Raw genomic sequence first — 19,150 nt, forward strand, 5'->3', positions numbered from 1 at the left:
CCGACCAGCGGCCCGATCGCGGTGCCGCCGGAGACGCTGGCGATCACGACGCCGACGGCGACCTTCCTGGCCTACAAGCGCAACGAGCTTGATCGGTTCTCTCGCTGGGTCACAGACTGGGAGTTCCGCGAGTACAGCTACCACCTGTGACAACACGGTGACCCAACACGACCCAGGCGCTCCGCCGAGCCAACCGGTTCGGCAGTTGCTCCGGGACCTGATCGCTCAGGGCGGTCGGCCAGGCAGCGTCCGCCGCTGTGCCGACGACCTGTGCGTTGGTTGCAGGTGGCCGATGTCGTGTGGAACCGGGCCATATCGGCGGAGGTGAGGGACTTTGTATCGTAGCTCGGGCAGGCGACCAAGTCGCCGAACGCGCCTCGTAGGGCACAGCCTTGCAGGACACGCTCGGCAGCGGCTACTGCATTGCAGTGAGGGTCGTCACGCCGTAACGGCGTCAGGTCGGTCCTCGCCGACGACAGCAATGGCGGACGTCGCGCCGTGGATCACGGCGTGACTGACTGAGCCGAGCAGCATCCCTTCGAACGCACCCCGGCCGCGTGTGCCGACCACGACCATCCCGGCATCTGCCGACGCCTCGACGAGTGTGACTTCTGCCGGACGGTCCTCGACGCGGGTCGTCACTGTGAGTTCCGGGTGGGATCTCCGCAACTGTCCTGCTGCAGACGCCGCAATCCGGTGTGCCGAGGCACGCAGCTCGCGTGCGGCGACGGGCGCCACTTGGCGTCCGCCCGTCGACGTGACGACCTCCAAGGGCGCGGATGTCGTGGCGGCTCGGTCCGCGGCGAAGGTCACGGCGGCTGTTGCTCCGGCGGACCCGTCAGTTCCGACGACGACGGGATGCTCCGGCCCGGCACGTCGGTCCACGGACTCATCTTTGACGACGATCACTGGGCAGTGTGCTCGGGCTGCGACGGCGAACGCGACGGAGCCGAGGAGCGCGCCGGTGACGCGGCCGTAGCCGCGGCTGCCGAGGACAACCACCGCGGCGTCGTTGCTGGCTTCGGTGAGAGCCCGTGACGGACTGGTCACCTCGGTGGCGCCGACGACCCAGCGCCCGGGAAAGGCAGCGTGGGCTTCGACCACCCCCCGAGCGGTCACTTCCTCGGCGGCCTCCAGCGCGCCCGGATCGCGACGGAGGAGCCCTGGTCCGGGTTCGGTGGTCATTCCGGGGTAGTTGGCGGCGAAGAGCACGAGCAGCGGTGCGCCTCGTTGAGCCGCTTCCTCTGCGCCCCATGCCAGAGCGACGCGGCTGTGCTCCTTGCCGTTGTAGCCGACCACAACGGCTCCTCGCGGATGGCGTCTTCCCGACCACGCACCCACCTCGATGTACATCAATCAGCCCCCTGGCGGTTTCTCGCTCGCAACCACGTCGGTAGGTACTAAAAGGGTCGCTACGCACCTGACACGCCGGGCCCGACTCGACCCCATTGACGACGCGGACTCGGCGGCTGCGGTACCTCATTGTCCCAACGCGGCACGCCCAGCCCGGCGACGAGTCGAAGACCATCTCCATGCACGGGTAGGCGAGCATCCTCGAACTTAGTGACGATGCTCTTGCGTGATACGGACACGCGCCGCCCCTCGGAGCACCCCGGGGGCCGGAGGCAGTTGTTCGTCCGCCACCGGTGGGCGACGGGCGTCGTCGGCCTAGCAGTCGAATCACACACCAGGAGCGTCGCGTACGACGACGACCGGGCGCTTGGCGCCGTGGAGCACCGAGCGGCTGACGGAACCCAGCAGCATGCTGCGGACCTGGCCCCGTCCTCGCGAGCCGACGACGATCATTGCTGCGTCCTGGCCGGCGTCGACCAGCACATCGGCGGGATGGCCGGCATCGGTCCGGACGGTGACCGCGACGTCGGAACCGACGGTTTCGCGTGCTCGGTCGATCGCCTCCGCTACGAGATTCTCAGCGTGGCGGTGCTCCGCTCCTGTCGCCTTCACGAGCGCGTCTGGTTCGAAGGCTCGCACTGACAGTGCCCGGCCGTGATAGGCGTTCAGCGCCACGACCTTGGCCGATCTGCGACTCGCTTCGATGAGCGCGAACCGAACGGCGGCGTCGCTCTCGGCCGAGCCGTCGACGCCGACGACGATCGATCCGTCGTCCGGCCTCGTGTTCGGTGGCACGACTACCGTGGGGCGAGGTGATTGGACGGCGACTCGGCCGCTCACCGAACCGAGCGCGAATGCGCCGAAGGTGTTGAGCCCGCGCGTGCCGGCGACAATGAGTGTGGCGTTGCGTGCCACGTCCAGGATCGCATCGACCGGGTGTTTGAGCATCAGGAACGTCTCGGCGCTGACGTCCGGTGCAAGGTCCTTGACCCGTTGCCGAGCCTTCTCCAGGATGTCCTCGGCGTTGACGAGCAGGTCGTCGGACGGTGGAAGGACGGCGACGTCGCTGAAGGGCACTAACGCGACTGGCATGAACAGGCCGTGCACGACGAGCAGTTTCGAACCGCGCAACTCGGCCTCGGCCGTGGCCCAGCCCAGAGCGACACCGCTGTCGGGCGAGCCATCGACACCGACAGCGATGTGGTTGATCATCTTCTGACTCCGATCATTCGTGAGCGGTCAGCTCGAGTGCTCGGAGACGATGTGCTCGAGCTGGCGGACGAACCGCAGCGATTCGTCGTGGCCTGGGGCGGGATGACTGTCCTGCCGTGGAGCGTGAATCAGCGGGACCAGCTCGTCCAGCGGCGTCCGGGACCGTGATACCGATTGGTCCCTTTTTGTCGATGTCGCTCGGTGGTCAAATCTGTCGGGCGTAGACCGGCGTGACGGAGCGCTCGGCCCGGAGCACGATCAGCCGCTCCTGAGGGTCCTGACGCTCCAGCCAGCGGCTGCGCAACGGGTCGTCGGTGGGCAGCCCGGTGTGGCACGCGATGGCGCGGCGTTGCCTGCCGCGGTCGACGTCGACAACCACGACTTGGTGGCCGCGTCCGGCTTCCGATGGGCGGATGGTCCAGGCGTAGAGTGTGCTGCCGTGCTTGGCGGCGGCCCGGAAGGCGGCACTCATCGTGGCGACGTGGTCCGGATGTGCGTCGGCGCCGGTCGCATCGATCGTCAGGAACGCGTCCGTTCCGGCGGCTGCAGTGAGGATCTCGTCTGTGAGCTCGTCGGCGCTGGCGGCGGCGAGTGTGGTCAGGGCGTGGTCGAGCAACGTCACGTCCTCGGCGCCTAGGTGGCGGGCGGCTGCGCCGAGGTCGCGTGCCCGGTCGAGGCGCAGACGTGGGCCACTGTCGGGTCGCCGGCCGTGGGTGAGGCACAGGATATGGACTGATGTTCCGGCGCCGGCGAAGGCACCGATCACACCACCCAGCGCGAACGTCGCATCGTAGGGATGTGCGCAGACGACGAGCAGCCGCCGGACCGCGGGCACGGGCTTCGCGAACTTCCTCATGCTGACGGGTCGCCTCTCTCCACTTCGTGTGCGAATTGGCATGTCATGCAAAGTCGGACCATCGGCAGCGCTTGCAGCCTTTCCATTGGAATAATCGTGCCGCACTCTTGGCATCGTCCGTAACGGTTGGACGCTATGCGGTTCAGTGCGGCGTCGATATCGGCCAACGCCACAGCTGCCGCTGCTCTCAATTCCAAAGTCACCTGGCTCAGCGCATCATTCGTTATCCGTGCTGCGCCGGTCCCTGTGGTGGTATCGAGAGTCTTCAGCTGTTCGGTCCGAAATCGTCGCTGGTGCCTGAGATCTGCGCGTATCGCGTGTAGGTAAGCGGCGATGCCGGAGCGCCGTGCGCGCTTCGGTGCGGCATGTTCGATCGCTGTCACAGATGATCCTTTATTGCGTTGCGTAAAACCCGGTTGCGGGAGGCTTCCAAACGGAAGCCCCTGTCGCACCAGTGGCGACTCTGCCCATCAGGTGCTCGTTGGACGCGAGCAAGACCTCACAGTTCGTGGCGGTCCCTCGGCCTGCCTTCTCTACTCGAGGTCCGAGTACATCTACCATTCACTATGCAGTCATTCATGCATCGATGGAAGGGTCGGTGTCGGCGAACGTTCAGCCACTGTCATTGCCGAGTTGCGGCAACGTTGACGCTGCGCCGGCACACGGGACCGCGGGACAGTTGAACCCTGCGGGGAGATGGGCACGAGTTTGGCACGACGAACCCGTTCCGCGGCGGTCAGGAACGCCATGAGCGCGTCGTGGAGTCTGCTCGCCTCGATGGCGCAGGTGTGGCCCTTTCAGTTCCGCTCCTCGCCCACGTCAGGCGGGCCGAGAGCCTGGGTGAGCGGCCCGGCATCGGCCGGCTTGCGCTCGGCCGTGGCGGTCACTTCTGGGTACTTGAGGTCGAACGCGGGCCGCTCGCTGCGCACCCGCGGCAGCGACGTGAAGTTGTGCCGCGGCGGCGGGCAGGAGGGGGCCCACTCCAGCGAGTTGCCGAAGCCCCAGGGGTCGTCGACCTCGACCTTGGGCGCGAGCCGGGTCTGCCAGACGTTCCACAGGAACGGCAGCGTCGACGCGGCCAGCACGAACGCGAACACCGACGAGAACTGGTTGAGGAACGTGAAACCGTCCTCGGGCGCGTAGTTGGAGTAGCGACGCGGGAAGCCCTCGACGCCCAGCCAGTGCTGCACCATGAACGTGCCGTGGAACCCGATGAACAACAGCCAGAAATGGATCTTGCCGAGGCGTTCGTTCAGCATGCGGCCGGTGAACTTGGGCCACCAGAAATAGAACCCGGAGAACATCGCGAACACGACCGTGCCGAACACCACGTAATGGAAGTGCGCCACCACGAAATAGCTGTCGGACACCTGGAAGTCCAGCGGCGGCGACGCCAGGATCACACCGGTCATCCCGCCGAACAGGAACGTCACGAGGAACCCGAGAGCGAACAGCATCGGCGTCTCGAACGTGATCGACCCGCGCCACATGGTCCCGATCCAGGCGAAGAACTTCAACCCCGTCGGGATGGCGATGAGCATGCTCATGGCCGCGAAGAACGGCAGGTTCACCGCCCCGGTGACGAACATGTGGTGCGCCCACACCGACACCGACAGCATCGCGATGGCCAGCGTCGCGAACACCAGGCCCTTGTAACCGAACAAGGGTTTTCGGCTGAACACCGGTATGACCTCGGTGATGATGCCGAAGAACGGCAACGCGATGATGTAGACCTCGGGATGGCCGAAGAACCAGAACAGGTGCTGCCACAGGACCGCGCCGCCGACCGACGGGTCGAAGATATGGGTACCGAGGTTCCGGTCGGCGAACATCGCGAACAGCGCGGCCGCCAGCAGCGGAAACGCGATCAACACCATGATGCTGGTGATCATGATGTTCCACGTAAAGATCGGCATCCGGAACATCGTCATCCCGGGCGCGCGCATGCACACGATCGTCGTGATGAAGTTGACCGCGCCGAAGATGGTGCCGAAACCGCTCATCGCCAGGCCGGCCACCCACAGGTCGCCGCCGACGCTGGGACTGAACACGGTGTTGTGCAGCGGCGCGTAGGCGAACCAGCCGAAGTCGGCCGCACCGCCCGGGGTGATGAAGCCGGCGCAGACGATCAGCCCGCCGAACACGAACAGGTAGAAGCTGAACATGTTCAGCCGCGGGAACGCGACGTCGGGCGCACCGATCTGCAGCGGCACGATGATGTTGCCGAAGCCGATGAACAGCGGTGTCGCGAACAGCAGCAGCATGATCGTGCCGTGCATGGTGAACAGCTGGTTGTACAGCTGGTCGCTGACCACCTGGCGGCCCGGCGAGAACAACTCGGCCCGGATCAGCACCGCCAGCACCCCGGCGAACAGGAAGAACCCGAACGACGCGATCAGGTACATGTACCCGATGACCTTGTGATCGGTGGACGTCATCCACCGGACGACCACGTTGCCCTTCCGCCTCGGCCTGACAACTCCAGTGCGCGCGGCCGCGGTCCGCTCCAGGAACGTGGTCACCCTTCGCTCCCGCCCTCGTCCAACGGCGTCTGCGGATACGCGTTGGGCAGAGGTGCCTCGACGAGGTGCGCCTGCAGCGAGATCGGATGAGCACAGACGACCTCCGGCCGGCGCGCCGTCGCGGCGGCAGCGATCGCCATCGAATCCGCAATCCGCTCACGCATGAGTGGTGCTCCCGTTAGCGGCTCGGAGCAGGTCATGGGCCTCGGTGGCCGCCGCCGCGCTGCCCTCGACGAGCCTGCCGAACCGGCCGCGGATGGCCGCAACGACCGACTCGAGCGAGACCACGCCGGTGAGCGCCGCAAACGCGCCGAGCATCGCCGCGGTCGGCACCGGCCGGCCGGTGTGCCGCATGGCCAGCTGGCTCGCCGGCACGACGGCGACGTGCCGGGGCGGGTGCCACCGGGCCTGTTCGGTCTGCCCGAGCTCGGGCAGACCGAGCTCGGAGTTCAGCAGCAGGTAGCCGTTGCGTTTCAGCCCGCCGAACACATCCACCTCGGACAGCAGGGTGGTGTCCTGCACGATCAGCGCGTCCGGATCCATCACCGGTTCGTTCCGCCGGATCGCCACATCCGCGATCCGGCAGAACGCCATCACCGGCGCGCCGGCTCGCCCGGAGCCGAAGGCCCGCGAGGCCTGAGTGTGGCGACCCTCGACGAGGGCGGCCATCGAGCGCAGCTCGGCCGCCGTGACGACCTCGCCCCGGCCGCCTCGCCCGTGTATCCGTATCTGGAACATCGGCGTGCCCTTCGTCAGAGACGGTCGGCCATGTACTCCGTGAGGTCGGCGAGCCGGGCCGAGAACGCCCACTCGTTGTCGTACCAGCCGAACACTTTCACCAGGTCACCGCTGGCCTCGGTCAAGCTCGCGTCGAACACGCACGAGGCGGGGTCACCGATGATGTCGCGTGACACGATCGGTCGCGTCGTGTAGGCGAGGATCCCGGCAAGCGGGGCGGTCGTGGCGGCCGCCTCGAACGCGGCGTTCACGTCTGCCACCGTCACGGCCCGGTCCAGGACGACTGCGAGGTCGACCAGGGAGCCGACCTCGACCGGCACTCGCAGCGACAGGCCGTCCAGCTGGCCAGCCATCTCGGGAATGACGAGGCCGACGGAGCGGGCGGCGCCTGTGCTGGTGGGGATGATGTTCACGGCAGCCGACCGGGCCCGGCGTAAGTCCTTGTGCGGGCTGTCGAGCAGCCGCTGGTCACCGGTGTAAGCGTGGATCGTGGTCATGAAGCCCTTCGTGATGCCGAAGCTGTCGTGCAGGACCTTGACCATCGGCACGACACAATTGGTCGTGCAGGAAGCGTTCGACACGACGTCATGGGCGCGCGGGTCGTAGACGCCCTCGTTGACTCCCATGACGACCGTCGCATCGACACCCTTGCCCGGTGCGGAGAGCAGCACCTTGCGCGCGCCGGCCTTCAGGTGTGCGGCCGCTTCGTCGCGGGTGCGGAATCTGCCGCTGGCCTCGACGACGATGTCGACCCCGAGCTCCCCCCACGGCAACCGGTCCGGCTCGCGCTGCGAGAGCACAGCGATCTGGTGCCGGTCGACGGTCAGCGACGTGTCGTCGTGGTCGACGGTCTGGGCAAGACGCCCGTAGGTGGAGTCGTAGGCCAGCAGGTGCGCCAGCGTCTCGGCGTCGGTGATGTCGTTGACGGCGACCACATCGATGTCCCGGTCCAAGACGTTGCGGAGGTAGGTCCGACCGATCCGGCCGAACCCGTTGATACCCACGCGTACAGTCATGGTGGCCTCCGTGTCGCAATGGTCCTACAACCAGCCTCGGCACCTGCACCGGGCGGAAAAAGAGCCCAAGGTCCCGAGTCAGTGGGCCGACAGGACATCCGTCTCGTGATCAGGCATCAGTTATCGGGTCGTGGTGGAATCATGTGAGCAGGAATCGAAGCCAGCGACGGTAGCGGCGAATGACATAGGGCGAACTGAATGCGACGACCGCAAGCAGCAGGACCAACCCCCGGCCACCGAGCATCGCATCAAACCCGACGACCGCTACCGCGGCAACGCCACTACCGAGCGAATGGGTTCCCACCATCCGCCACATTTCGCCCGGCATCGAATCGGTATAGTCCGGGCCGAGTCTGAGCAACGCCACTACGCCCACACCGATGGTTGCGAGCGCGAAAAGCACCAGCATTGCCGATGCCGACCGCGCGAAGGCTGCCGAGGCACCCACAACGCCCAGCACCCCACACAATGTCAACCAGACAATCTGATAAACCTTCACCACGCCACCCGCCAAGCCCGATCAAGGACTTCTCGATCCGATCGATGTGAATGTGCGGCGCAGCTTCATCGATGCGTGACCGGCACAGCACTTCACCTTTAGAGTGCCGTAGAAGGTGTTCGGCGACTATTCCCATCGCCAGCCGAAATCAGGCCATCCTGATTGCCGACCGTCAGCAACCGCGTCCTTCGGGAGAGGACGGAAACCCGCGCTGGTTCAGCCGCTGGCAGGCAGGGGGCGCGAAGGCCAGTCGAGGAGCCGCGCCCCCAGCACGGCGACCTGCAGCGTGAACCTCTGCGCTGGGTCGCTGGCGTCCTTTCCGGTCAGAGCCTTGACCCTGGCCAGCCGGTAGGTGACGGTACGGACCGACACGTTCAAGCGGCGCGCCGATTCGGTGGCGACCCCACCGGTATCGACATAGGCCCCGAGAGTCTTCAGCAGCGGCTCGGCCCCTCCACGGGCCTGTTCAAGAGGGCTGAGCACGGCCCCGACCAGGTCGGTGATCGCGGCCTGATCTCGGCCCAACACGCGGTAGATGAGCATGTCGTGGGCATCGATCACGGGCGCATCGAGGTGGAGCCGCTCTGCGAACATGAGGGCGTCGCGTGCCTCTTCGTAGGACCGGGCTACTCCGTAAGAACCTGGATATGCCCGCCCAGTCGCCACACACCAGGAGGAACCGGGCCGATGGCGGGTCAACGCATGATGAATGAACTTCCCGACGTCGCGATCATCGGGCGATCGTGCCGCAGGCGGTCCGGTGGCCGGGATCAAGACCACCAGCATGCCGTCCTTGGTGGCCACGAGCACATCGCGATCCCCGAACCGGTCCAGGATGGCTCGCTCCAGCATTCCGACCGCGACGTCGGTGTCGGGCATGCCACTCACCGGAGAAGCAAGCGTCACCTGGTGTGGCCGGCCCAGGTCGAGCCCGAAGGGTTCGGCCCGTTCGATCATCCGAGCCACATCGGCCTCTCCGCGGAGGAGGTCGTCGATCAGCTCGCGGCGTAGCGATTCCTCCCGCCGGATCATCTGGTGGCCGGCGGCCTGGTAACTGTCCACGAGGACGGCGACCGCCTCACCCACGGCGCGCAACACCATCTCGGCGGAGGCGCGTACCGTGTCGCGGTCCCGGTAAGGCACCACTTCGGGCAGATCGCGCCACATGCGCCACGCCGCCGACAGGTATAAGTCGACAACCTCGCCGGCCGACACGCCCTGTTCGGCGGCTCGACGCCCCAGTGCTCGCACGACCGCGAGCTCGGGTTCGCGAGGTCGACGGCCGGAGATCGCCGCGTCCGCGAGCAGGGTGAGGTATTCGATCAGTAACTCGAGGGGTGCCGGAGCGTCACCTGCTGCGGCTTGTGCGATCGCCGTGAGCCATGCCTCATCCGGGCCACTGAGAGGACCGCGCTCCTGGCCGTGTCCGTGACCGCTCATCCCGGTCCCCTCGGTAGGTACGCCTGGAGAGTTCTTCGCGTCAGGTCCAGTACAGCACCGTTGCCGGCCCTCAGCCATCAGGACGGTCGTAGGTTCGCCGACCGGGGGCACGCCCGGCGAAGGGCTGGGACGGCGGCGTGAGAGGTGCATGAGCGGGCATCCACCGCTGAGCCCTGACCGCCATACTCCCTTCGCTCTCACGCCTGATGTATACGGGAATTGGAGCCCGGCAGAACCGGGGAGGACCACCGAGGTCTGGCCGTCCAGCCCGATGCCTGCTACGCCTGCGGCAGCGAGGTTGATCACTCATGTCCTCGTCGGCGAGGACGGGCTTCGCGCCGAGGCCGGCGTTGTCTCGCCTTCGCGAACGCATTCGAACGCACCCACCTGAACCAGAGCGGGGGAGGGGAGTGGGTCTACGTCGCAGCTGGTGCTTGTTCGCGTAGCCAGGGGATCAGCCCGCCGGCCAACAGCATCGCTACCTGCCGCTCGGACAACCGGTGTCGGGTTGCGTACTCCTCGTCCCGGCTGGTGTTGTGCACAGTGACATCCGGTCCTGCTCCGATCGCATGCCGCACGCCATGCAGGACGAGAACGTCACCTTGCTCGACACGGTGGTAATCGCCGGGATCGGCGAACTCGAGCGCCAGCACCCCGAAGTTGGCCAGGTTCTGCCAGTGGATACGGGCGAAGGACACCGCGATAACCGCACGCAGCCCGAGGTAGCGGGGCGCGATCGCAGCGTGCTCGCGTGAGGACCCTTGGCCGTAGTTGGCGCCGCCGACCACGATGTGTCCGCCGTCGTTGCGGCTGGCGAGCGCCCGCTCGGGGTAGCTCTCATCGAGCTGGGTGAAGGCGAACTCTGCCAGCTTGGGGATGTTGCTCCGGTAGGGCAGCACCCGTGCTCCGGCGGGCAGGATCTCGTCGGTCGAGACGTCGTCGCCGACCTTGAGCACGACCGGCGCCGCCATGCGGTCCGGTAACGGCGGGAAGTCGGGCAGGGACGAGATGTTGGGTCCCCTGACGAGTTCGACACGATCGGCCTGCTTCGGTGGCGGCGGTTCGAGCATGGCGGTGTTCACGCTGGATTCGTCCGGTAGCTCGATGTGCGGGTACTCGATCCCGAGCAGTTCGGGAAGGTCGCGCGGGTCGGTGATCTGGCCGGTCAGGGCGGCCGCGGCGGCAGTCTCCGGAGAACACAGATACACCGAGTCCTCGCGGGTTCCGGACCGTCCCGGGAAGTTCCGCGGGACCGTGCGCAGGCTGTTGCGTCCGTTCGCCGGCGCCTGACCCATGCCGATGCAGCCCATGCAGCCCGATTGGTGCAACCGGGCCCCGGCCGCGATCAGGGTCAAGGTGGCGCCCATCTTCGTGAGGTCCTGCAGGATCTGCCGAGAGCTCGGGTTGACGTCGAAGGACACCCCCGGATGCGTCTGGCGCCCGGCGACGATAGCGGCGGCCATCGCGAAATCGCGCAGCCCTGGGTTGGCCGACGAGCCCACCACCACCTGGGCCACCGGTCGACCCGCTACCTCGCGCACCGTCACGACATTGCCCGGTGAGCTCGGTAGCGCGATCAGCGGCTCCACGGTCGACAGGTCGATCTCATCGGTGACGTCGTAGGTGGCGTCAGTATCGGCGAGGAGTTCGACGAAGTCCTCTTCGCGTTGTTCGGCACGAAGAAATGCGCGTACCTGCTGGTCGGCCGGGAACACGGTGCTGGTAGCGCCCAACTCGGCTCCCATGTTGGCGATCACGTGCCGGTCCATAGCGGTCAGCTGCGCCAGCCCGGGGCCGTGGTACTCGATGATCCGGTTCACGCCGCCCTTGACCCCGTGTCGGCGGAGCATCTCCAGGATGACGTCCTTGGCGCTCACCCAGGGTGGCAGCTCACCGGTCAGCCTGATTCCCCAGATCTCGGGCATGCGCAGGTAGATCGGTTCGCCCGCCATGGCCATCGCGACCTCGATACCGCCGAGGCCGATGGCCAGCATGCCCAGCGAGCCGGCCGCCGGGGTGTGGCTGTCCGAGCCGACCAAGGTCTTGCCAGGGCGGCCGAAGCGCTGCATGTGCGTCGGGTGCGAGACGCCGTTCCCAGGCTTGGAGTACCACAATCCGAACCGCTGGCAGGCCGAGCGCAGGAAGTCGTGGTCCTCGGCGTTCTTTCCGTCGGTCTGCAGCAGGTTGTGATCGACGTACTGCACCGAGACCTCAGTGCGGACCCGGTCCAGGCCCAGGGCCTCCAGTTCGAGCATCACCAGGGTTCCGGTCGCATCCTGAGTGAGCGTCTGGTCGATCCGAAGTGCGATCTCCGCGCCGGCGACCATATCGCCGGAGACGAGGTGGGTGGCGATCAGCTTGTGTGCGACGTTCTGCCCCATCGGGTGCCTCCTAGCGATCTTCGAGGTGCGCGCCTCACCTCACGGAGAGCTCACATTGCACGTAAGCCTTGTCGGGCGGCGTTTCGATCGAGCCTAGGTCCGTCGCCGACAGGCACAGCCTGATTGGCGTCGCGAATCTCGAGGACGTCGGGCTGGTGCGGGATCGACAGGCCGTCGTCCATCGAGGACTCACTGTCTGACGCGGTCTGGGCGGGCAGCGTCTCGACGGCGCCGGCCGTCCGAGCAGGCTCGGGCGGTGTCGATCGTTCCAGGAATCGGAGTAGCTCGACGGGGAACGGCAACACGAGCGTGGAGTTCTTCTCGGCTGCCACCTCGACAACGGTCTGCAGGAGGCGCAACTGCAGGGCAGCCGGGTGTTCTGCCATAGTTTCAGCTGCCTCGGCCAGTTTTGCCGACGCCTGCAGTTCGCCGTCGGCGGTGATGACCCGGGCCCGCCGCTCGCGCTCGGCCTCGGCCTGGCGCGACATCGAACGCTTCATCGAATCCGGTAGTACCACGTCCTTGATCTCCACCCGGTCGATGTGCACGCCCCAGTCCAAAGCCGGGCTGTCGATCATCAATTCCATCCCCTGATTGAGGCGCTCCCGGTTGGACAGCAGATCGTCCAGGTCGCTCTTACCGATGATCGAACGCAGCGATGTTTGCGCAACCTGACCGATGGCGGCTACGTAATCCTGCACGTCGACGGCAGCGCGTATCGGCTCAACCACGCTGAAGTAGACGACCGCATCCACCCGAACCGTCACGTTGTCACGGGTGATCCCGTCCTGTGCGGGAACCGGCATCGTGATGATCTGCATGTTTACCTTCTGCAAGCGATCAACGAGCGGAATGAGCACTTGGAGACCCGGCCCCCGGACAGCACGATCTACCCTCCCGAACCGGAACACGACACCCCGTTCGAACTGCTTGACGATACGTATGCTCGCCGCCATCCCGACAAGACCGACGGCCAACACCACCAGTAGTACGTAAATGATGGTCATTTCGCCCTCCGTTCACGACGCCCTCGCTCCCCGCTGTGTGTAAGTTCGTTCAGGGACGCGTCGGCTGTCTGGGCGACGTCATGAACGGGTAGCCGGCACCCTTCGACAATGGCCCGGCGCCCGCATGGTCAAGTGTTCGTGATCATCGGGGACGACGCCCCCGCCTTTCTGAGCGCCCAGCATTTTATATCGTATCACGATATGCTGGCGCCAGCTTGCCACTACGGCGGCGAGGACTCTGGTCTCATACTGGTGATGACAACGAAGGGCGGACACGTGGAGTCGGCACCTCTGACGAAGGACGATTACGAAGCGCTCGCACGCTTTCGATTCGGCATTCGCCAGTACCTCCGCTTCAGCGAGGTGACCGTGCGTAGCCATGGCCTCACCCCGCAGCAGTATCAGTTGCTGCTGGCGCTCAAAGGGTTCCCGGGGCGCGAGTGGGCGACCATCGCTGAACTGGCGGAGCGCCTCCAATTGCGACATCACAGCGTCGTCGAGCTGGTCAACCGGGCGCGTGACCAAGGGCTGGTGCAACGAGCAGTGCACCCGGCGGACGCTCGTGCAGTACGTGTGCAGTTGACTCCGGACGGCCAAGGCGCCTTGGCGCGCCTCGGCGCACTGCACCGCGACGAGCTGAGACGCATGGGCGGTGCGTTGGCCCTTCCGAGCTGGGCCGAAGCACCTGACATGGGAAGAGGCGAGACATGACGAAGCACGAGACACAGGTTCGCCGGGTCTACGATGATCCGAGGCCAGGCGATGGCGTACGCGTCCTGGTCGACCGTGTGTGGCCTCGGGGGCTGACCAAGGACGAGGCGGCACTGGACGAGTGGGTCAAGGACGTCGCCCCGTCTACCGAGCTGCGCAAGTGGTACGGCCATACCCCAGCGAAGTTCGATGAGTTCAGGTCCCGGTATCGCGACGAACTCAAGTCCCCGGCCGAGCAGGCGGCGCTCGACCACCTGCGGGCGCTCTTGGACACCAACACCTTGACGTTGCTCACCGCCACCAAGGACGTGGAACGCAGCCAAGCGGCGGTGTTGGGCGAACTGCTTCGGGAATCGCCATGACAGCCGCCAGCGCAGCGGCACCAGTACCTGCTAGAGAAATCCGCCACTCATGGTGGTATCCACAGCGCGCCGGGCGGAGCGGCCAACCCGGACCGCTCGGGGCGGATCCTCTGCGGGTGGCCGCATTGCCGTCACAGAACTCATGACCGCCCCTGATCGTCGCGCTGACGGATTCGACCGGCTCGATCCGTTCGCCGAACCGGATCTCTGCCCGGCGCGTCTTGGCCCAGTCCGTTACCCGCCCATGACCGACGGCGACGAGTGCTCGTCTGGACCCGTTGACGGGAGGCCCCAGTGACTCCATGACTCGCTGTCGCGACCGCGGCCGCGTTCGTCTGGCTCGGTATGGTGCTTGCCATATCGATCATGGAACGCCGGTGAAGTTTCGTGCGCCAGATGTCACGGTGCGGATTGGGCCTGGCGTCGGCCGCCTCGTCTTTCGTGCCTCAACACTGCGGAGGTCGTCCTCGCCACAGCCGTGGCGGTCGGCACCGCGATCAACCGCCGCCAGCGCGCATCGTTACCGTAGAGGCCGTCGCCATGGCGGTGCGGTTGGTTCAGCTCACCCTCGTCTGCCTGCGGCTGACTCGCCGATCAGACCGTGTGCTCACCGGTGAAGACGCGCCTCGTTCTAGCGGCCATTACATGTACGTCACCCCTCGAGGTGATCAAGGTGCTCGCCCTGGCGACCACAGGAATCCTGCTTCCGGCCTTGTGACCAGCCGTTGCCTTGATCGTCCTCGCGAGCCACGCTGTCGGCCGTCGTTCCCGGTGCAGACATGCCGTGGCCGACGGTGACGACGAGCCCTGACAACTGTTCCGATCCCTGCGTTCCGCCGCCGGGGAGCTGGTCTCCGACCTCGATCGGGTGTGCTGGGAGTTCACCATTCGTAGATGCGTTTCATGATGCCGTGTCGTGGCGCTTGATCGGGCCCGGGGAACGTGATCAGGACGGGGACGTTGTCGGGGCCTCGGCCCTCGACCACGCTGAATCCGTCGCCATTGTGGCTGCTGACATATCTGTCCTGCGCCCGCAGCAACTGTTCGCAGCGGCGGAGGTCGGCTTCGTCCGCTGCCGTCCACATGAGGTACTGGATGCCTACGTGGCCGAGAGGATGATGGGCGTTCGTTCCCATGCTGCGCACGTACAGCTGGAACCCGTCCGGGCCGGCCAGCAGGGCGGCCGTGTCGTCACGCACGGTGACGGTCCATCCCAAGAGCTCGCGGTAGAACGTCACCGATCGCTCGAGTTCGGTCACGAACATCACCGCTGTGGCCAGTCTCAGCGGGTTTCGTCCTGCCGCGTCGCCGCTGCCGTCTCCGTCGCCCGCGACGTCGGGCTCAACGCCGCCGGTTGGCGACTTGTCGCGTGGCATCGGACAACCTCCTTCCCGATGGGGAGGTGCCGCCTTCGATTGCCTCGTGGTGATGCTCACCAGCGTACAGGTCTCCTGTCCCGTCTCGTGTGGTCGATGACTGCGGTTCGCGGGGTTCCTGCGACAGCTCACGGGGAGCTGTCACGGAGCGCTAGCGCGGCCTGGATGAGTGCGGCGTGGGTGAGGGCTTGGGGATAGTTGCCGAGGTGGGCTCGCGTGCCGGGGTCCATCTCTTCGGCGAAGAGTCCGAGCAGGTTGCTGAGTGTGAGTAGCTCCTCGAACAGTTCGACGGATTCGGCGCGGCGGCCGGTGCACGCGAGGGCTTGGGCCAGCCAGAATGAGCAGGGTAGGAAGGCGCCCTCGCCGACGGGTAGGCCGTCGTGTCCCGGTGGGTAGCGGTACATCAGCGGTCCTCCTGCCGACAACTCGCCGCGGATGGCGTCGATCGTTCCCCGTACACGGGGCGAATCGACGTCCTCGATACCGATCAACGGCAGGACGAGCAACGCCGCATCGACGTCGGTGGAGCCGTAGCTTCGCGTGTAGCTGGCCTTCGTCGGGTCGAATCCTCGTGCCTTGACGTCGTCCGCAATGGCGTCTCTGGCGGCCTGCCACCGCTGGCGTTGCCGGCCGGGCAGTCGGTGGGTATCAGCGATGCGAAGGGCACGGTCAAGGGCGAGCCAACCCATCACTTTGGAGTGCACGTGGTGGGCCGCGTCGTCGCGAATCTCCCAGATGCCGGCGTCGGGTTGGTGCCATCGGCGCGCGACAAGGTCCGCGAAGCCCCGCATCGCCCGCCAGGTCTCGGAATAGAGGTGATGACCGGCCTGCACGAGCACCCAGGCAGCGTCCAGCACCCAGCCGTAACCGTCGAGTTGGTGCTGGTCGGCCGCGCCGTTGCCGACCCGCACCGGCACGCTTGCGGCGTAGCCTGCCCAGCCGCGCAGCTGGCGTTCGCGAGGTGCGTACCGGCCGTCCAGGGTGAGTAGCGCCGGTAGGCGCGGCCGCTGGAGCCGGCTGGCGTGCAGGAGCCATCCTAGAAATCCCCGGGCCTCGGTGACCATTCCTACGCCGAGGAAGGCGGCGACGCCGATGCTCGCGTCGCGAGGCCATGCGTAGCGGTAGTCCCAGTTGCGGGCGCCGCCGGGATCCTCGGGTAGGGACGTGGTGGGGGCGGCCACCGCGGCCCCTGATGGCGAGTAGGTCAACAGCCGCATTGTCAGCAGGCTTCGCACAACCGCCTCGCGGAACGGGATATCGTAGTCGATTTGTGCGGTCCAGGTCCGCCAGCGAGCCTCGTCGCCGACGAGTAGATCCCAGGCCGCATCCGGGTCGACGTGGACGAGCGGTTCGCGGTGCGCCACGGCCAGCACGAGGGTGAGCGGGTGGCCCGGCGTGACGGTGGTCGAGAGGGGCCGGCCGGGTTCGATGGCCAGTTCAGGTTCGCTGCCCAACGACAGGGCGAGAGATCCCCACTCGCACACCAGGTCCGGCCGGTGGCCGACCCTGGGTCGCCGGTGATCCTCGCCGAGGCGGGGGTCGAACTCGACGACTGCGTCGACGGCTCCGCCAACGGCTGACAGGCGCCGCACTATCAAGGTTGCCGGTAACAGGCGTCCTGCGACCTCGGCGACCATCGCCTCTGTCAGGGTCAGTCGGCGCTCGCCCTCCGCCCAGGTCGTCTCGAGCGTCGCGGTGTGCTGCCGGTAGCGACGTTCGACGATCCGCGATGCCTGAGCAGGCCCGACCCGGAATGTTCCCGCCGACGATCCTCCGACGAGCCGGCCGAAGACGGGTTCCCCGTCGAACCTGGGTATGCAAAGCCAGTCGATTGACCCGGCGGTGGACACCAGGGCCGCGGTGCGGGTGTCGCCGAGCAACCCGTAATCCCCGATGGGCGTGGACGGCTGGGGATAGGTGCCTGGGTCGTCGGTGGTCACGTTGCCGCCTGCTTCCGACTGGGCGTGAGTTCGTGCGTGGATGTCAGAGCGCGCTGCGTGCCGGCGCGCACGTCTGGTTGGCGCATGTCAGCGGGCCTGTAGGAGCAGTCCGAGCACAGTCCCGTAGACGATGTGGGCGATGATCGCCACAGCGGGGGTTTGGAGGCCGTAGTTGAGGGCGAACAGGCCGGGCGGTTCCAGGGCTGCGGTGCTGGACGGTCCGGCCCGATGCGACGCCATCCTCGGGTGGATGCCGGGGAGTAGCGGCAGGAGCACCGTGAGCGCGACGGCGACGTGCAGGGTTCCGAGCAGCGCTCCGAGCCACCAGGTGGCGCGATGGAGGAGGGCGAACGTTGCCGCATAGCCGAGGGCGAAGCCCTGGCCGACGGCGAGGTGGATGAAGAACCCGGCGGCCCGGGCCCGGTCGGGGTCCTCGGTGACGAGGGTCCCGAGCACGAGGGGGAGGTCCAGGCGGGTCAGCCCGGCCAGTTGGGCGGCGATCATCACAGCAGTGAGTGTGGTGGTGGCGATCAGCCCGAACAGTGCCCACCCCGCCCAGTCCATCTCAGCGCCGGATCAGTTGGCGGGCCTTGGCGTCGAGGACGGCGCTCATCTTCGTGAATGAATCGTGGAAGCCTGCGATGCCCTTGTTCTCCAACGTCAAGCCGACCTCGTCCATGTCGATGCCCAGTGCGGCCAGCCGTCGCATCGTCTCGGCTGCCGCGTCCACGTTGGTGTCGATGGTGCGGGCAAGGTGGCCGTGGTCCTCGAACGCAGCGATGGTGGGCTCGGGGAGGGTGTTGACAGTGTCGGTGCCGATGAGCTCGTCGACGTACCGGGTGTCGGGATAGGCAGGGTTCTTGGTGGAAGTAGAGGCCCACAGCGGCCGCTGGGGATGCGCACCGAGGTCGGCCAGGTGCTCCCAGCGCTGTCCGGAGAATCTCTCGCGGAACAGCACGTAGGCGAGCTTGGCCTGGGCGATGGCGGCCTGGCCCCTTGCCTCGAGGGCTTCGCCGGTTCCGATGGCCTCGAGTCGTTGGTCGACCTCGGAGTCGACCCTGCTGACGAAGAACGAGGCGACACTGTGGACTCCGGTGGGGTCTCCGCCGCTCGCGGTGAACGCCTCCAGGCCGGACATGTAGGCCTCGATGATCTCGGCGTAGCGGGTCAGGGAGAAGATCAGGGTGATGTTGATGCTGCGGCCCTCGGCGATCATCGCCTCGACGGCGGGAACGCCCTGCGTGGTCGCCGGGATCTTCACGAACACATTGGGTTGGTCGATCCGCTGGTGCAGACCGCGGGCAGCTGCGACCGTGGCGCGGGTATCGCGCGCCAGCTCGGGTGCGACCTCGACCGACACGAAGCCGTCCGAACCGTCAGTGGCGTCGAACACCGGACGCAGAACGGCGAGGGCGGCGGCGATGTCGGCGACGACCAGTTCCCAGTAGGCGTCGTCCACCGAACAACCGGCCAAGACCAAAGAGGAGAACTGATCGTCGTAGTCCGGTGAGGCCTCGATGGCCCTGGCGAAGATCGTCGGGTTGGCAGTGACTCCGCGGATCCCCCCGGCGACCATGCGAGACAGGGTGCCGTCGCGCAGATAGCGGCGGGTCAGGTTGTCCAGCCACGGACTCTGGCCGAACTCCGTGTACAGGCGTTCGAGCTTGCTCATCAGGTACTCCTTCCGGCCGGACCGGCGCGGAGCCTGACAGGTGTCGGGCGGCGCAACCCGTTCAG

The 19,150-nt window shown here is 66.7% G+C and carries 18 protein-coding genes and 1 pseudogene; 3 read left to right on the plus strand and 16 right to left on the minus strand.

All coding sequences use genetic code 11. The features are described 5' to 3' along the window. Positions 1-438 precede the first annotated feature (438 nt). The 12 genes from ACW62_RS29095 to ACW62_RS29140 all read right to left on the minus strand — a co-directional run bounded on the left by ACW62_RS29095 (position 439) and on the right by ACW62_RS29140 (position 13,024). A complete protein-coding gene (locus ACW62_RS29095; RefSeq protein WP_169792150.1) occupies positions 439-1,299 on the minus strand; it encodes a universal stress protein in 861 nt (286 codons plus the stop codon). Between the two features lie 381 nt (positions 1,300-1,680). Then, positions 1,681-2,565, minus strand: coding sequence for a universal stress protein (locus ACW62_RS29100; RefSeq protein WP_053207633.1), 885 nt, complete (start codon positions 2,563-2,565; stop codon positions 1,681-1,683). Between the two features lie 205 nt (positions 2,566-2,770). Next, positions 2,771-3,421, minus strand: coding sequence for a PIG-L family deacetylase (locus tag ACW62_RS29105; RefSeq protein WP_053207634.1), 651 nt, complete (start codon positions 3,419-3,421; stop codon positions 2,771-2,773). Further along, positions 3,418-3,804 carry a TraR/DksA family transcriptional regulator gene (locus ACW62_RS33480; RefSeq protein WP_083460296.1) on the minus strand — a complete coding sequence of 129 codons (387 nt, stop codon included), beginning with the start codon at positions 3,802-3,804 and terminating at the stop codon, positions 3,418-3,420. Before ACW62_RS33480 ends, ACW62_RS29105 begins: the two co-directional genes overlap by 4 nt. A 414-nt stretch (positions 3,805-4,218) precedes the next feature. Then, the gene (gene ctaD / locus ACW62_RS29110) at positions 4,219-5,859 is read right to left on the minus strand and encodes an aa3-type cytochrome oxidase subunit I (RefSeq protein WP_083460312.1); all 1,641 of its coding nucleotides are present in this window, start codon (positions 5,857-5,859) and stop codon (positions 4,219-4,221) included. A gap of 80 nt (positions 5,860-5,939) precedes the next feature. Next, positions 5,940-6,107 (minus strand): hypothetical protein, encoded by a 168-nt coding sequence (locus ACW62_RS34450; protein ID WP_157575057.1) that lies wholly within the window; start codon positions 6,105-6,107, stop codon positions 5,940-5,942. After that, positions 6,100-6,681, minus strand: coding sequence for a 2-oxoacid:acceptor oxidoreductase family protein (locus ACW62_RS29115; protein WP_053207635.1), 582 nt, complete (start codon positions 6,679-6,681; stop codon positions 6,100-6,102). Before ACW62_RS29115 ends, ACW62_RS34450 begins: the two co-directional genes overlap by 8 nt. 14 nt (positions 6,682-6,695) lie before the next feature. Then, positions 6,696-7,697: a type I glyceraldehyde-3-phosphate dehydrogenase gene (gene gap, locus ACW62_RS29120; RefSeq protein ID WP_053207636.1), complete on the minus strand. Its 1,002-nt coding sequence runs from the start codon at positions 7,695-7,697 to the stop codon at positions 6,696-6,698. A 139-nt stretch (positions 7,698-7,836) separates the two neighbouring features. After that, on the minus strand, positions 7,837-8,196 hold the full coding sequence (locus ACW62_RS29125; protein ID WP_157575058.1) for a hypothetical protein: 360 nt from the start codon (positions 8,194-8,196) through the stop codon (positions 7,837-7,839). A 216-nt stretch (positions 8,197-8,412) separates the two neighbouring features. Then, entirely contained in the window at positions 8,413-9,636 is a 1,224-nt protein-coding gene (locus ACW62_RS29130) for a PucR family transcriptional regulator (protein WP_053207638.1), read from the minus strand. A 416-nt stretch (positions 9,637-10,052) separates the two neighbouring features. Beyond that, positions 10,053-12,017 carry an aconitate hydratase gene (locus ACW62_RS29135; RefSeq protein ID WP_053207639.1) on the minus strand — a complete coding sequence of 655 codons (1,965 nt, stop codon included), beginning with the start codon at positions 12,015-12,017 and terminating at the stop codon, positions 10,053-10,055. A 50-nt stretch (positions 12,018-12,067) separates the two neighbouring features. Further along, a complete protein-coding gene (locus ACW62_RS29140) occupies positions 12,068-13,024 on the minus strand; it encodes a slipin family protein (protein ID WP_083460297.1) in 957 nt (318 codons plus the stop codon). 255 nt (positions 13,025-13,279) lie between these two features. Between ACW62_RS29140 and ACW62_RS29145 the strand changes: the two genes are divergently transcribed. The 3 genes and pseudogenes from ACW62_RS29145 (at position 13,280) to ACW62_RS36660 (ending at position 14,815) form a co-directional block, all read left to right on the plus strand. Beyond that, positions 13,280-13,735, plus strand: coding sequence for a MarR family winged helix-turn-helix transcriptional regulator (locus ACW62_RS29145; RefSeq protein WP_053207676.1), 456 nt, complete (start codon positions 13,280-13,282; stop codon positions 13,733-13,735). After that, on the plus strand, positions 13,732-14,097 hold the full coding sequence (locus ACW62_RS29150; protein WP_053207640.1) for a DUF488 domain-containing protein: 366 nt from the start codon (positions 13,732-13,734) through the stop codon (positions 14,095-14,097). Before ACW62_RS29145 ends, ACW62_RS29150 begins: the two co-directional genes overlap by 4 nt. Before the next feature lie 345 nt (positions 14,098-14,442). Then, a pseudogene (locus tag ACW62_RS36660) lies at positions 14,443-14,815 on the plus strand (hypothetical protein). Positions 14,816-14,978: 163 nt separating this feature from the next. Here ACW62_RS36660 and ACW62_RS29155 read toward each other — a convergent pair. The 4 genes from ACW62_RS29155 to tal all read right to left on the minus strand — a co-directional run bounded on the left by ACW62_RS29155 (position 14,979) and on the right by tal (position 19,085). Then, positions 14,979-15,473 (minus strand): VOC family protein, encoded by a 495-nt coding sequence (locus tag ACW62_RS29155; protein ID WP_205629679.1) that lies wholly within the window; start codon positions 15,471-15,473, stop codon positions 14,979-14,981. Positions 15,474-15,601: 128 nt separating this feature from the next. Further along, positions 15,602-17,413 (minus strand): glycoside hydrolase family 15 protein, encoded by a 1,812-nt coding sequence (locus tag ACW62_RS29160; protein ID WP_053207641.1) that lies wholly within the window; start codon positions 17,411-17,413, stop codon positions 15,602-15,604. Positions 17,414-17,500: 87 nt separating this feature from the next. After that, a complete protein-coding gene (locus tag ACW62_RS29165; protein ID WP_053207642.1) occupies positions 17,501-17,977 on the minus strand; it encodes a hypothetical protein in 477 nt (158 codons plus the stop codon). 1 nt (position 17,978) lies between these two features. Next, positions 17,979-19,085: a transaldolase gene (gene tal, locus ACW62_RS29170; protein ID WP_083460298.1), complete on the minus strand. Its 1,107-nt coding sequence runs from the start codon at positions 19,083-19,085 to the stop codon at positions 17,979-17,981. Between the last annotated feature and the right edge of the window lie 65 nt (positions 19,086-19,150).

The sequence above is a fragment of the Jiangella muralis genome (assembly GCF_001270745.1).
GTDB classification, from domain to species: domain Bacteria; phylum Actinomycetota; class Actinomycetes; order Jiangellales; family Jiangellaceae; genus Jiangella; species Jiangella muralis.

What these genes read in the sequence shown, in the direction of transcription:
- ACW62_RS29105 (WP_053207634.1), bottom strand. Translation starts at nt 3,421, where the DNA reads ATGAGGAAGTTCGCGAAGCCCGTGCCCGCGGTCCGGCGGCTGCTCGTC.
- ACW62_RS29130 (WP_053207638.1), bottom strand. Translation starts at nt 9,636, where the DNA reads ATGAGCGGTCACGGACACGGCCAGGAGCGCGGTCCTCTCAGTGGCCCG.
- tal (WP_083460298.1), bottom strand. Translation starts at nt 19,085, where the DNA reads ATGAGCAAGCTCGAACGCCTGTACACGGAGTTCGGCCAGAGTCCGTGG.
- ACW62_RS29140 (WP_083460297.1), bottom strand. Translation starts at nt 13,024, where the DNA reads ATGACCATCATTTACGTACTACTGGTGGTGTTGGCCGTCGGTCTTGTC.
- ACW62_RS29115 (WP_053207635.1), bottom strand. Translation starts at nt 6,681, where the DNA reads ATGTTCCAGATACGGATACACGGGCGAGGCGGCCGGGGCGAGGTCGTC.
- ACW62_RS29135 (WP_053207639.1), bottom strand. Translation starts at nt 12,017, where the DNA reads ATGGGGCAGAACGTCGCACACAAGCTGATCGCCACCCACCTCGTCTCC.
- ACW62_RS29150 (WP_053207640.1), top strand. Translation starts at nt 13,732, where the DNA reads ATGACGAAGCACGAGACACAGGTTCGCCGGGTCTACGATGATCCGAGG.
- ACW62_RS29145 (WP_053207676.1), top strand. Translation starts at nt 13,280, where the DNA reads ATGACAACGAAGGGCGGACACGTGGAGTCGGCACCTCTGACGAAGGAC.
- ACW62_RS29155 (WP_205629679.1), bottom strand. Translation starts at nt 15,473, where the DNA reads ATGCCACGCGACAAGTCGCCAACCGGCGGCGTTGAGCCCGACGTCGCG.
- ctaD (WP_083460312.1), bottom strand. Translation starts at nt 5,859, where the DNA reads ATGACGTCCACCGATCACAAGGTCATCGGGTACATGTACCTGATCGCG.
- ACW62_RS29165 (WP_053207642.1), bottom strand. Translation starts at nt 17,977, where the DNA reads ATGGACTGGGCGGGGTGGGCACTGTTCGGGCTGATCGCCACCACCACA.
- ACW62_RS29100 (WP_053207633.1), bottom strand. Translation starts at nt 2,565, where the DNA reads ATGATCAACCACATCGCTGTCGGTGTCGATGGCTCGCCCGACAGCGGT.
- gap (WP_053207636.1), bottom strand. Translation starts at nt 7,697, where the DNA reads ATGACTGTACGCGTGGGTATCAACGGGTTCGGCCGGATCGGTCGGACC.
- ACW62_RS34450 (WP_157575057.1), bottom strand. Translation starts at nt 6,107, where the DNA reads ATGCGTGAGCGGATTGCGGATTCGATGGCGATCGCTGCCGCCGCGACG.